This is a genomic window from Marilutibacter spongiae (assembly GCF_014145325.1).
Taxonomy (GTDB): Bacteria; Pseudomonadota; Gammaproteobacteria; order Xanthomonadales; family Xanthomonadaceae; genus Marilutibacter; species Marilutibacter spongiae.
The window spans coordinates 175,217-187,412 of sequence record NZ_JACHTF010000003.1 but is presented as its reverse complement, the minus strand read 5'-3'; the positions used below and the strand labels follow the sequence as shown (position 1 = coordinate 187,412).

The 12,196-nt window shown below is 71.4% G+C and carries 15 protein-coding genes; 6 read left to right on the top strand and 9 right to left on the bottom strand.

The window, feature by feature from the left end; all coding sequences use genetic code 11:
* Positions 1–35: 35 nt before the first annotated feature.
* Positions 36–290 (top strand): GIY-YIG nuclease family protein, encoded by a 255-nt coding sequence (locus H4F98_RS04095; protein ID WP_182685359.1) that lies wholly within the window; start codon positions 36–38, stop codon positions 288–290.
* Between the two features lie 18 nt (positions 291–308).
* Here the strand turns inward: H4F98_RS04095 and H4F98_RS04090 are convergent, their stop codons facing one another.
* Complete coding sequence (locus tag H4F98_RS04090) at positions 309–644, bottom strand: zinc ribbon domain-containing protein YjdM (protein WP_182685358.1); 336 nt, start codon at positions 642–644, stop codon at positions 309–311.
* A gap of 207 nt (positions 645–851) precedes the next feature.
* Between H4F98_RS04090 and H4F98_RS04085 the strand changes: the two genes are divergently transcribed.
* Complete coding sequence (locus H4F98_RS04085; RefSeq protein ID WP_182685357.1) at positions 852–2,132, top strand: MFS transporter; 1,281 nt, start codon at positions 852–854, stop codon at positions 2,130–2,132.
* Here the strand turns inward: H4F98_RS04085 and H4F98_RS04080 are convergent.
* The 3 genes from H4F98_RS04080 to H4F98_RS04070 form a co-directional block, all read right to left on the bottom strand.
* Complete coding sequence (locus H4F98_RS04080) at positions 2,129–2,344, bottom strand: oxidoreductase-like domain-containing protein (RefSeq protein ID WP_182685356.1); 216 nt, start codon at positions 2,342–2,344, stop codon at positions 2,129–2,131. The two genes, H4F98_RS04085 and H4F98_RS04080, sit on opposite strands and share 4 nt — an antisense overlap.
* Positions 2,345–2,422: 78 nt before the next feature.
* Positions 2,423–3,880, bottom strand: coding sequence for a DUF2867 domain-containing protein (locus tag H4F98_RS04075; protein WP_182685355.1), 1,458 nt, complete (start codon positions 3,878–3,880; stop codon positions 2,423–2,425).
* Between the two features lie 25 nt (positions 3,881–3,905).
* A complete protein-coding gene (locus H4F98_RS04070) occupies positions 3,906–4,256 on the bottom strand; it encodes a metalloregulator ArsR/SmtB family transcription factor (RefSeq protein ID WP_182685354.1) in 351 nt (116 codons plus the stop codon).
* 210 nt (positions 4,257–4,466) lie between these two features.
* Here H4F98_RS04070 and H4F98_RS04065 point away from each other — a divergent pair, with 210 nt between their 5' ends.
* Entirely contained in the window at positions 4,467–5,816 is a 1,350-nt protein-coding gene (locus tag H4F98_RS04065) for a serine hydrolase domain-containing protein (protein WP_182685353.1), read from the top strand.
* A 45-nt stretch (positions 5,817–5,861) separates the two neighbouring features.
* Here the strand turns inward: H4F98_RS04065 and hutU are convergent, their stop codons facing one another.
* A complete protein-coding gene (gene hutU / locus H4F98_RS04060) occupies positions 5,862–7,538 on the bottom strand; it encodes a urocanate hydratase (protein WP_182685352.1) in 1,677 nt (558 codons plus the stop codon).
* Between the two features lie 147 nt (positions 7,539–7,685).
* On the opposite strand from hutU, the gene H4F98_RS04055 reads away from it, so the two are divergent.
* Positions 7,686–8,300 (top strand): TetR/AcrR family transcriptional regulator, encoded by a 615-nt coding sequence (locus tag H4F98_RS04055; RefSeq protein WP_182685351.1) that lies wholly within the window; start codon positions 7,686–7,688, stop codon positions 8,298–8,300.
* Between the two features lie 43 nt (positions 8,301–8,343).
* Positions 8,344–9,312 (top strand): AraC family transcriptional regulator, encoded by a 969-nt coding sequence (locus tag H4F98_RS04050; RefSeq protein WP_182685350.1) that lies wholly within the window; start codon positions 8,344–8,346, stop codon positions 9,310–9,312.
* Positions 9,313–9,339: 27 nt separating this feature from the next.
* Here H4F98_RS04050 and H4F98_RS04045 read toward each other — a convergent pair whose 3' ends face one another.
* The 3 genes from H4F98_RS04045 to H4F98_RS04035 all read right to left on the bottom strand — a co-directional run bounded on the left by H4F98_RS04045 (position 9,340) and on the right by H4F98_RS04035 (position 10,611).
* Positions 9,340–9,558 (bottom strand): tautomerase family protein, encoded by a 219-nt coding sequence (locus tag H4F98_RS04045; RefSeq protein WP_141516957.1) that lies wholly within the window; start codon positions 9,556–9,558, stop codon positions 9,340–9,342.
* Between the two features lie 141 nt (positions 9,559–9,699).
* Positions 9,700–10,137: a hypothetical protein gene (locus tag H4F98_RS04040; protein WP_182685349.1), complete on the bottom strand. Its 438-nt coding sequence runs from the start codon at positions 10,135–10,137 to the stop codon at positions 9,700–9,702.
* Between the two features lie 78 nt (positions 10,138–10,215).
* Positions 10,216–10,611, bottom strand: coding sequence for a hypothetical protein (locus H4F98_RS04035; RefSeq protein ID WP_182685348.1), 396 nt, complete (start codon positions 10,609–10,611; stop codon positions 10,216–10,218).
* Between the two features lie 154 nt (positions 10,612–10,765).
* On the opposite strand from H4F98_RS04035, the gene H4F98_RS04030 reads away from it, so the two are divergent.
* Positions 10,766–11,563, top strand: coding sequence for a ThuA domain-containing protein (locus tag H4F98_RS04030; RefSeq protein WP_246372834.1), 798 nt, complete (start codon positions 10,766–10,768; stop codon positions 11,561–11,563).
* A 13-nt stretch (positions 11,564–11,576) separates the two neighbouring features.
* Here the strand turns inward: H4F98_RS04030 and H4F98_RS04025 are convergent, their stop codons facing one another.
* Entirely contained in the window at positions 11,577–12,158 is a 582-nt protein-coding gene (locus H4F98_RS04025) for a YybH family protein (RefSeq protein WP_182685347.1), read from the bottom strand.
* Positions 12,159–12,196: the final 38 nt, after the last annotated feature.

Genomic DNA, 12,196 nt, shown 5'->3' with positions numbered 1-12,196 from the left:
CGGGCGCGGTCAGTCGTCGCCGGTACACTGCCGCCATGGCGCCCTGGTACGTCTACCTGATCGAATGCCGTGGCGGCCGGATCTACACCGGCATCGCCACCGACGTCGCGCGCCGCTATGCCGAGCACGCGGCCGGCAAGGGCGCGCGCTTCACCCGCGCCTGGCCACCGGAGCGCCTGCTGGGCAGTTTCGGGCATCCCGACCGCGCATCGGCCAGCCGCGCCGAACACGCCATCAAGAAGCTGTCCCCGGCCCGCAAGCGGGCCCTGTGCACGACCATCGCCGGCTGAAGCGCGGCGCGGCCGGCATCAGGCTTTCCTGACGAACATCGACTTGAGCTTCATCGCGCCGATGCCCTCGATCTTGCAATCGATGTCATGGTCGCCGTCGACCAGGCGGATGTTGCGCACCTTGGTCCCCACCTTGACCACCGCCGACGAGCCCTTGACCTTCAGGTCCTTGACCACGGTGACCGTGTCGCCATCGCTGAGCGGCGTGCCATGGGCATCGCGAACCCCGGGACCGGCATCCGCGGCCGCGGGCTCGGCATCCCGGGCCTGCTCGTGCCCGCACTCCGGGCAGACGATCAGGTGCCCGTCTTCGTAGGTGTACTCCGATTGGCATTGCGTGCAGGGTGCGGGCATGTGCGGGGCTTCGGGCGGCGATGGCCGGCCATTGTCGCGCGACGCCCGCCGCCGTGCGACCGCCAACGGGACGGTGCGCGTCCTCGCATGGCCTTGCACCGCGAGCGCCTACACTTCCGCCATGCCCGCACGACCGACGCCCGCCCTGCCGATGCCCGGCGACCGCCCGCCTCCATGCCGCACTGCCATCGTGCGCGGGTGCGCCCGATGAGGAGGGGTACGTTCCGCTCCCTGCGCAACCGCAACTACCGCGCCTGGGCGCTCGGCGCGATCGTGTCCAACATCGGCACCTGGATGCAGCGCATCGCGCAGGACTGGATCGTCCTCACCGAGCTCACCGACCACAACGCCACCGCGGTGGGCATCGTCACCGCGCTGCAGTTCGGCCCGCGCGTGCTGCTGTTGCCGTTGACGGGCTACGCGGCGGACCGGTTCGACCGCCGCAAGCTGCTCATCGCCACCCAGGCCGGCATGGGGGCGCTGGCGCTGGGCCTGGGCCTGCTGTGCATCCTCGGCCACGTCCAGCTCTGGCACGTCTACGGCTTCGCCCTGGCCCTGGGCGCGGTGACCGCGTTCGACGCACCGGCCCGCCAGACCTTCGTCTCCGACCTGGTCGACGAGGACGACCTGTCGAACGCGGTGGCGCTCAACTCGACCTCCTTCAATGCCGCCCGGATGATCGGACCGGCGGTGGCGGGCGTGCTGATCGCCCACATCGGCGCCGGCTGGGTGTTCCTCATCAACGCAGCGACCTATGCGGCCGTCATCGCCTCGCTCGGCCTGCTGCGGCTGGACGCGCTGCAGGCACGGATGCGCCCGGCCGACGGCCGCATCGGCCTGGCCGATGGATTCGGCTATGTCTGGGGTCGCCCGGACCTGAAAGCGATGTTCCTGATGCTGTTCCTGATCGGCACCTTCGGCCTGAACTTCGCGATCTACATCTCGACGATGGCGGTGACGGTGTTCCATGGCGACGCCGGCCAGTACGGTTTCCTGACCTCGATGCTGGCGATCGGCTCGGTGGCCGGCGCGCTGCTTGCGGCCGGGCGCGCGCGGCCGACGGTGACTGCGCTGCTCGGCGGCGCCGCGGTGTTCGGGCTCGGCTTCTGCCTGGCGGCGGTGATGCCGAGCCAGTGGCTGTTCGGCCTGACCCTCGTCCTGGTCGGCCTTTCCGCGCAGACCTTCACCACGTCGGTCAACAGCGCGGTGCAGCTGTCCACCGACCCTGCGATGCGGGGCCGGGTGATGGCGATCCTGATGGCGATCGCGCTGGGCGGCACGCCGGTCGGCGCACCGGTCATCGGCTGGGTCGCCGACACCTGGGGGCCGCGATGGTCGCTGGGCATCGGCGCGGCGTCGGGTTTCGCCGCCGCGCTGGTCGGTATCCACTACCTGGCGCGGCACCGCGGGCTGCGCCTGCGCTTGGACGGGCTCCGCCTGCGCGTCACCCTGCAGCCCAGACCGTCACGGGCGGGCGAGCGGGCCTAGGCGCCGTCGGTTCGCGGAGTCTCGTCGGCCCCGGGATGACGCGCCCGCCAGGCGGCCAGTTCGGCCCGGTAGCGGTGCAGGTCCTCGGTGTAGGTATCGAGTACGCAGACGGGGCAACCGCTGCCGCAGCAGTCGGTCGGCAAGGGCTCTTCGGGCGGCAGGGGCCTGGGATCGGCAACGGGATCGGGATCGGGATCGCTATGGAACGTCATGGCGGACAGCGGTCGGTTCGAGGGCAGCAGGGCGGATGGCACGGCGCCTCGGGAAGCCGCAAGGCGGGCGACGCCGGCTCAGCCATTTTCCCACGCATCGGCCACGTTGCCATCCAGTCCCGGCAACGGTGCCCGGCCGGGCTGCGGCTGGGTGGCGCGCGTGCGCACGGCATGCGCGACGGCCGACCGCAGCATGGTCGGCGCGATGTAGTGGCGGTGGACGTGCGCGATGGCGGCCATGTAGAAGCGACCGAAGGCGTTGAGCGGGCGGACCCGGGTCCCCAGCGCCACCTCCACGCGTCCGTCGGGATGGCGTTGCACGCGGACGCAGGAGCGGAATGCCAGGTGGCGGTCGTCCGCCCCCAGCAGGACCTGCACGCACGCGCCGTCCGCGCTCGTCAGACTGTCGAGGACCGGGAAACGGGCGGCGAACAGCCGGGCGCCGTCCTGCCTGCCCAGCAGTGACGAGGCGGGACAGCCGATGCTGGAGGTGCGCAGGCCCAACGGCTTGACCAGCGCGTTGCGCAGGGCCATCAGTCCGGACACGGTGGCCGCCTGGTTGTCGAGGAAGCCCTCGAGCACGGCCGCCATGGCGTCCGTGGCGCGGGAAAGCGCCAGCGTGCCGGCCGGCAGTCCGAGCTCGAACCAGTCCTCGTGCACGCCCGGTCCCGGCAATACGCCGGCAAGCAGGGTGTCGGGGGGCACCGTCGCGCGTGCCTTTACCGGGTAGCGCACGTGCCGATGCGTCAGGAAACCGACGGGCGCGCGCCAGTGTCGCCAACGGCCCAGGACCGCACCGGCCACCGAGCGCAGGTGCATGCACACGCGCCAGGACAGGCTGGACACCGGCGCCTTGAAGGACAACGACGTCACCGGCACGCGACCGGCGCGTAGCGCACGCGGGACGCGTTCGGCCAGCGACGGGGGAAGCAGTTCCGTCAGCGTGGGTATGTCGCCCTCGCCGGCCTCGACCTGTGCGCGGAGCCCGGGATCGAGCATGCCGCCGAGTTCGTTGGTGTGGCAGGACAGGGCCATCAGCACGGGGTTGCGCGCATCCTCGCCCAGGGGCGCGAACTGGTGCCAGGTATCGCCACCGAAACGCACGGTGACCAGGGCATCGGGCGGCACGTGCACGCAGTGCAGCGCGTGGAAGAACTGATCGGGATCGCGTTCGAGCTGCGCGCGCGAAGCGGTCGAGAAACGCAGGCTGGCGCCACCGCTTCCGACCACCGCGGTGAACACGCGATGGCCGGCGTGGCGATGGAAGGGGTGGCCCTGCGGCCCGACCACGAACGAGTACAGCGCCGTCGCATCGCCCCGGGCCAGGTCGATCGCACCCAGGCGCGCGGAGGGTTCGTCGAGCGCATCGACATGGCGCGGATGCCGTGACTGCCGGGCCCCGACCGAGGCGATCAGGCGATCGCCGCTGCCGGGGCCGAGCTGCCCGACCAGGGTCACCTCGACCGGCAGCCCACCATCATGGTGGCGCAGGCTGACCGAGGGAAAGCTGTCCGTGCGCTGGATCGTGTGTTCCATCACTGTCTCCTTGCCGTTCGCGGTGTCAGTCATCGTCGCGTGCACCCGCTTCCGCCGCCGATGCGCGAAGGCTTCGCGCGCGGCCCTGGCTCTCGCGCTTGAGCGGCCCGGCCACCGGGCAGACCTCGGATGCCCACGCGAACAGGGTGTTGGCCAGGCGGTCGGGTTGCTGGCGGAAGTACACGAACTGGCCGCGGCGCTCGCGGACGATGAGCCCGGCTTCTTCGAGCACGCGCAGGTGGCCCGACAGCGCCGGCTTGCTGAAATCGAAGCGTTCGCCGATCTCGCCGGCCGTCATCTCGCCCTCGTTGAGGTAGGCGAGGATCTTGCGGCGCGGCGTGGACGCCAGGGCTTCGAAGACACGGTCGATGGACATCGGGACACAATAGTTAATTAATTTATTAACTATTTACTCCAACCCGGCGTTGCGTGCAAGCGGCAGATGGACACCCCGGGACCAGGAAGCCGTTTGCAACGCCGCATCGCTTCCAATCCAGTGTGTTTGTTTGATAGTGTGATATATCACCAACACAGTTGAGGATGGATGATGCGTATGCGTGGCCCAATCCCCCGATGGACGCCCCCGATGCTCCTGGCGGGCTTCGTCGTCCTGCTCGCCAGCGCCTGCGCGGGCACGCCGCCCCGAGCCTCGCCATCGCCCGCGATGGCGAGGCTCGCGGAGGATCCGGCAATGGCCGGGCGCGTCGACGCCTACTTCGCGCCGCTGGCCGCGCATGCGGACCTCTCGGGGACCTTGGTGGTCATGCGCGGCGACCGTCCGGTCCTGGTCCGCCATTACGGCTACGCCGACTGGCCTGCGCGCAAGGCGCACACGCTCGCCACGCGCTACAGCGCCGCTTCGGTCACCAAGGGCGTGGTGGCCGCGACCCTCGTCCAGCTCGAACGCGCGGGCACGGTATCGCTGGACCAGCCCGTCGGCCGCTGGCTGCCGGCCCTGGCCGACCGGCCGGGGATGAGCCTGCGCGCCGTGCTGCACCACAGCGCGGGACTGCCGCGCGACCTGCCCGACGACTTCCCCATCGGCGAGGCGGACGTGGCGGCCTGGCTGGCGGCGCACCCCGATCGCCTGCAAACGCCCGGCAAGGAGCGCTATTCGAACGTTGGCTATGCCCTGCTGGCCGAGGTGGTGGCGCGCGCGAGCGGCCGACCGTTCGCCGAGGTCGCCCGGGAACGCGTCCTGCGCCCGGCCGGGATGGACGACAGCCAGGTCGCGCTGCAGACGGCGGACCAGGTTCCCGGCGGCGCCCTGCCCTACACCGCCGGGCCGGAGCCTGAGGGCGTCATGACCCCGGTGCCGGCGCCGCTGGAGATCGGCAGTTCCGGCCTGGTGACCACCGCCCCCGACCTGGCGCGCTGGGCACGCACGCTGGCCGATGGCGCCTATCCGGAACTCTTCGTCGACGAAGACCCCCTGGGATCGATCGACACCGGCCACGACGACAACGGCGACTACGTGTCGGTCCAGGGCACGCTGCCCGGCTACTCGGCCAATGCCATCGCCTGGCGCGACACGGACCTGTCGGTGGCCTTCGCCGGCAATCTGTTCGACTACCCGGTACTGCGAATGGGCAAGACGCTGCGCGGCCTGCTGGGACCGGCGCCCCCGGCGCCGTCTCCGGCACGCCCGGCGGCGGTACCGCTCACCGCGTCGCATCGCGCGCTGGCGGGCCGCTACGTGCATCCCGACTTCGGCACCATCGCCATCGCCGAGGTCCGCGACCGCGGCGGCATGACGCTGACCATGCCCGGGCAGCCGGCCTACTGGTCCTTCCACCTCACCCCGATCGCGGAAGGCGGCCTGCACTGGCGCGCCTTCGGGGTGGTGTTCCGGCCCGGCGAGGCCGGCGGGCTGCTCGCCTCGCCCGCCGACGGTGGCGAGGCCACGACGGTGCCGGTCGCGACAGCCGAACCCTGAGCGCCATCGCATTCCACGCGGCGCCGGCATGGGCCGCCGCGTGGCTTACGCCATCGGCAGCTTCAGGCCCTGCTCGCGCGCGCAGTCGCGGGCGATCTCGTAGCCGGCGTCGGCATGGCGCATCACGCCGGTCGCGGGGTCGTTCCACAGGACGCGCGCGATGCGCGCATCGGCGGCTTCGCTGCCGTCGCAGACGATGACCACGCCACTGTGCTGGCTGTAACCCATGCCCACGCCGCCACCGTGGTGCAGCGAGACCCAGGTCGCGCCGCCGGCGACGTTGAGCATGGCGTTGAGCAGCGGCCAGTCGGAGACTGCGTCGCTGCCATCGCGCATCGCCTCGGTCTCGCGGTTGGGCGAAGCCACCGAGCCGCTGTCGAGGTGGTCGCGGCCGATCACCACCGGCGCCTTCAACTCGCCGTTGCGCACCATCTCGTTGAAGGCCAGCCCCAGCTTGTGGCGCAGGCCCAGGCCGACCCAGCAGATGCGCGCCGGCAGTCCCTGGAAGCTGATGCGTTCGCGCGCCATGTCGAGCCAGCGATGCAGGTGCGCGTCATCGGGGATGAGCTCCTTGACCTTGGCGTCGGTCCTGTAGATGTCCTCCGGGTCGCCCGAGAGCGCGACCCATCGGAACGGGCCGATGCCGCGGCAGAACAGCGGGCGCACGTAGGCCGGGACGAAGCCGGGGAAGTCGAAGGCGTTCGCGCAGCCTTCGTCCTTCGCCATCTGGCGGATGTTGTTGCCGTAGTCGAAGGTCGGAACGCCCTGCGCGGCGAAGGCGAGCATGGCCTCCACGTGCACGCGCATCGACTGTTTGGCGGCATCGCGCACGCGCGTGGGGTCCTCCTTCTGCATGCGTTCCCACTGCCCGACCGTCCACCCGGCCGGCAGGTAGCCGTGCACCGGGTCGTGCGCGCTTGTCTGGTCGGTCACCGCGTCGGGCCGGATGCCGCGTTCGACCAGCCGCGGCAGGATCTCGGCGGCATTGCCCAGCAGCGCGATCGATTTCGCCTCGCCGGCCGCGGTGTACTTGCCGATGCGCGCGAGCGCGTCGTCGAGGTCGTTGGCCTGTTCGTCGACGTAGCGCGTGCGCAGGCGCATGTCGATGCGGCTCTGCTGGCACTCGATGTTCAGGCTGCAGGCGCCGGCCAGCGAGGCCGCCAGCGGCTGCGCGCCGCCCATTCCGCCCAGGCCGGCGGTCAGGATCCACTTGCCGGCGAGGTCGCCGCCGTAATGCTGGCGCCCCATCTCGACGAAGGTTTCGTAGGTGCCCTGGACGATGCCCTGCGAGCCGATGTAGATCCACGAGCCGGCGGTCATCTGGCCGTACATCATCAGGCCCTTGCGATCGAGTTCGTTGAAGTGCTCCCAGTTCGCCCACGCCGGCACGAGGTTCGAGTTGGCGATCAACACGCGCGGGGCGTCGGCATGGGTGGGGAAGATGCCCACCGGCTTGCCCGACTGCACCAGCAGGGTCTCGTCGTCGCCCAGCGTCTCCAGCGACGCGAGGATGGCGTCGTAGCTTTCCCAGTCGCGGGCGGCGCGGCCGATGCCGCCGTAGACCACGAGGTCCTCGGGGCGCTCGGCGACCTCGGCGTCGAGGTTGTTCTGGATCATCCGGTACGGGGCTTCGCTCAACCACGAGCGGCAGTTGAGCGCCGTGCCACGCGGGGCGCTGATGCGGCGCGCGGGATCGTGGCGGGTGTGGGCGCTCTGGCTCATGGCGGGGCTCCGTGTCGTGGTTGGGAAGTCCCATTATCGCGCCGGCGTCCACCACGCCGCCCCCTTCCGCGGCGGCCAGGCGCCCCGAACACGCCTCGGACCGCCACGAAAATGCCCGGCACGGCTGTTTTGTATACGCTGTACACAATGCCAGCCCGACCCGACACCGCCGACCGCATCCTCACCGCCGCCCTCGGCCTGTTCGAACGCGAGGGCGACGCCGGGGTGACGATGCGGCGCGTGGCCGCGGCCGCGGGATTGTCGCCGATGGCGATCTATCGCCATTTCGAGAACCGCGAGGCCCTGCTGGCGCGGATCGGCGACGCGAGTTTCGACGCCATCGCCCGGCACTGGGACGCGCGCGCGCGCGGCCTCGACCCGCTGACCCGGCTGATCGCGGTGCACCGGCTGTACCTCGACTACGCGTTGGCGCACCCGCACCTGTTCGACCTGGCGTTTTCGCGGCCGCGTCGCGACGCGCGGCGCTATCCCGAGGACTTCCAGGCCCGGCGCTCGCCGACCCTCACCGTGGTTGCCGATGCCGTCGCCGATGCGATGACCGCCGGCGTCCTGCGCCCGGACGACGTATGGGACGTGACCATGACCCTGTGGGCGCATACGCACGGCCTGGTGGTGCTCTATCGCAGCGGTCGCTTCACCTTCGACGCCGGCGCCTTCACCGCCTTCTACGAGCACTCCTTGCAGCGCCTGCTCGCCGGCCTGGCCGCGCCGCCGGGCGATGCCACCGCCGCGGCGTGCTAGCCTCGGCCAATCGCCGCAGGCGCGATGAACGGGAGTACCTGCCATGGACCCGCTTTCCGAAGTCCTGAAGTCGATCCGCCTCGATGGCGCGGTATACGTCAACGCCGAGTTCACCGCGCCCTGGTGCGCCATGGCGAGCTACGGCATGCCGGTGGCCGCCGTCCGGGCCATGGGCGCGGACCATTTGGTGTTCTTCCATTGCGTGACAGACGGGCACTGCCTGACCTGCCTGGACGGCGGGGGCGGCGAGGCCGAACTGCACGTGGGGGACGTGGTCGTGTTCCCGCACAACCACCGCCACCGGGTGGGCAGCGACGTGAGCCTGCCCGCCGTGGATGCGGACACGTTGATGCCGCCCACGCGCAGCGACGACATCATCCAGCTGCGCCATGGCGGGGGCGGCGAAGCGGTCCGTTTCGTCTGCGGCTACCTCGCCTGCAATCGCCGCGTGTCGCGCGCCCTGCTCGCAGGACTGCCCGAGGTCATCAAGGTGTCGCTGCTCGATCGCGGCGACGGCGCGTGGCTGCTCGAGCTGCTGCGCATGGGCGTGCGCGAGTCCTCGGCGGGCAGCGCCGGGGCGCAGACCATCCTCACCAAGCTCTCCGAGCTGTTGATCGCCGAGGCGTTGCGCCGGCATGCCGAAGCGCTGCCGCCCGACGCCACCGGCTGGCTGGCGGGGCTGCGCGACCCGGTGGTGGGCAAGGCCCTGGCGCTGATGCATGCGCAGCCCGCGCGGGCCTGGAACGTGGAAAGCCTCGCCCGCGCCACCGCGTCCTCGCGCTCGGCGCTGGGCCAGCGGTTCGGCAGCCTGCTCGGCGAACCGCCGATGCGCTACCTTGCCTCGCACCGTCTCGCGCTGGCCCTGCGCAACAGCCGCGCGACGGTGGCCGAAGTCGCCGAACAGGTCGGCTACGGTGCCGAGGCGGCCTTCACCCGCGCGTTCAAGCGCGAGTTCGGGACGCCGCCCGGGCAATGGCGACAAGGCCAGGCCGTCGAACCGGTCGCGGCTTGACCTGGCGCCGGGAAGGCGACGTCGGCGTCAGGCCGCGTTCGCCATCGCGTGGACGTCGGCGGCGTGCAGTGGCTGTCCGCCGATGGCCCAGTGGCCACCCTTCACTTCTTCGACGACGACCCAGGTCACGGGGCGCAGCGCTTCGCCTTCGATCGCCACCATGGTGTCGGTCAGGCGGGTGGCGATGTCCTGCTTCTGTGCGTCGCTGAAGACGCCTTCGATGAGCTTCACGGTAATCAACGGCATGGTCTGGATTCCTTGTTTCCGGGGGATGCCGCGGCGGGGTTGCCGCGACAGGTCCAGTGTCGCCGTGGGCGCCGATGCGCGGAATGACCGATCCGCCAGCGGACTTGACCGCAACGCCACGCGTGCGCGGCAGGTCCGTGTTCAGTCGTTGAGGCGGTTGATGGTGACCGCCGACGGATCGGCGACCTGCACCTGGCGAACGGCATCGACCCGGCCCGTCGCCTGGCGCGCGGCGCGGTCGTGGGCGCGCCCCCGCGCCTGCTTGCATTCGCGCGAACGGATGCGCGACCCGGTGTCGCGCATGCAGTGTGCGTCCGTCACGTCATCGTCGCCGGCAGCGGCCACGAGCGCGGGCGCGGCAACTCCCGGGCGTTCGCCATCGACGGGCGAGGCCGCGGCGCCATCGGCGTGGACCTGCTGGGATCCATCCTCCGACTCGGTGGTGGTCGCGCCATCGCCTTGCTGCACCGGTTCGGCAGCCAGTAGCCCGCCGAAGCCGAGGCCGCCGAAGGCGACGGCAACAAAAAGCGCAATGCCGCGGTGGCGGCGCATGGTTTGGACGGGGGACGATGCGTGCATGGCCGGGCTCCATTGGCGCGATCACATGACCGCACTCCCGGATACGTGCCCGTGCGCGCTTCCGTCGCGTGCGCCGCTTCAGTGGCTGCGCTGCGCGGGCCGTGGCAGGTTGCGATCGCGGACGTGGGTGCCGAGCTCGACGCCCGAGCGCTTTGCCGCCTCCAAGTTGCGCTGGCGCGCCTTGGCGTCGGTGGGTGCGACGCAATCGTCGGGCCCGGCGTCGCGCCCACCCGGGCGAACCGTGCAGGCCTGCGCGGCGGGTGCCGGCAGCGGCGCATCCGCCGAAGCCTCCATCGCCGGTCGTGTCCGCGCGTAACCGGGATCGACCAGATGCACCCCGGGCTCGTCGATGGCCTGGGCGGCCACGGGCGCCGCAAAAGCGATGACGACCAGGCCGGCGAGCGCACGCAACGCGCCGCGCTCACGCAATGCATGGCGGGGGTCTCGGGGGAATGCGAAGGGCTTGCGATCCATGGCGATCGAACTCCGTGTCTGGGCCCGGGCGGTCGGGCCATGGATGGGATACGTAGCAACGCGGCCAGGCGTCGCAGCCCTGCTTCCCGACGGGCGGCCGGGGCAGCGCGACTATACGGGTTCACCCCCACTGCGGGTGTGGCACTCTGGACACATGAACAGGCTGCGTTCACGCATCTTCAGGTCCATCCTGCTGCCCGCTTGCGCTGTCCTCGCAATGGCCGCGCTGCTGGCCGCGGGGTGTTCGCGCGGATCGCGTCCCGTCGCCACCCCGCGGCTGGCGGACGGCGCGCCCCTCCGCGTGCTGGTGTTCACCCGCACCAGCGGCTGGCGGCACGACAGCATTCCCGACGCCATCGCCGCGCTGCGCGCCATCGCGGGCGAGCTCGGCATGGAGGTGGTCGCCACCGAGGACGCCACCGCGTTCTCGCCTGCGTCGCTTGCCGGCTACGACGCCGTCGTGTTCGCCAGCACCACCCGCGACGTCCTCGACGACGCACAGCAGCGCGCATTCGAAGCCTACATGCGCGACGGCGGTGGCTACATGGGCATCCACGCCGCCGCCGACACCGAGTACGACTGGCCCTGGTACGGCGACCTCGTGGGCGCCTGGTTCGCGAACCACCCCGAGGGCCTGCAGGCCACGCAGGTGCGCTTCGAGCAGCCCGGCGTGCTGGACGAAGGCGAGTCGTGGCCCGCCACGGACGAGATCTACAACTACCGGCGCAATCCACGGGGCCGGGTACGGGTCATCGCCACGGTCGACGAAACCACCTATGACGGCGGCACGATGGGCGACGACCATCCGATCGCCTGGTGCCATCGCCCCGGACGCGGGCGGGCCTGGTACACCGGCCTGGGCCATACCCGCGCCATGTACGCCGACCCCCGCTTTCGCCGGCACCTCGCGCGCGGGCTGCGCTTCGCGAGCGGCGTCGACGCCGCCTGCTGAGCCACGCCCGCCCTCAACCCCGCGGACAGGCCTCGCGCCGCCCCAAGTGGAAAGCGGCGACCTCCGCTTCGGTCGCCGGGCGCGGCTGCAGGCCGTCGTCGAAAATCACCCGCCAGGTGCCGTCGCTGCCGCGGCGCCAGACCGAGTTGAAGGCACCGATGCGGTGGCGCGGGCTTGCGACCGGATCGACGGCCTCGTAAAGCGCGGGCCCGCTGGACCACGCGATGTCCGGCACCGCCGCGATCGTGACCCGGGTGGGATACCAGGCCAGGCGCACCTCGCGACCGGCGATCAGTCCCGCCCAGGCCTGCACGATCGCCTCGCGCCCGCGCAGCGGCCGCACCTGGCCGCTGCCGAAGGCGGCATCCGGATCGACATGGGCGGCGAACGCTTCGACATCATGCGCGGCCACGCTGGCGGCGAAGCCCAGCTCCCGCGCCCACACTTCGCACTCGGCATCGCCATGCACCGGAAGCGACGACGGCAATGGCGGCGATCCGCCCTGTGCGGGCGCCGTCGTCGCGGCAAGCAGCGCGATGGCGAGGGCGCCCGGGACCAGGCGATGCCGGAGACCGGGGGTAAGGAACGCGCGCATGCAAGGCACTCCAGGACGGGGACGGACGCGGTCGGGCC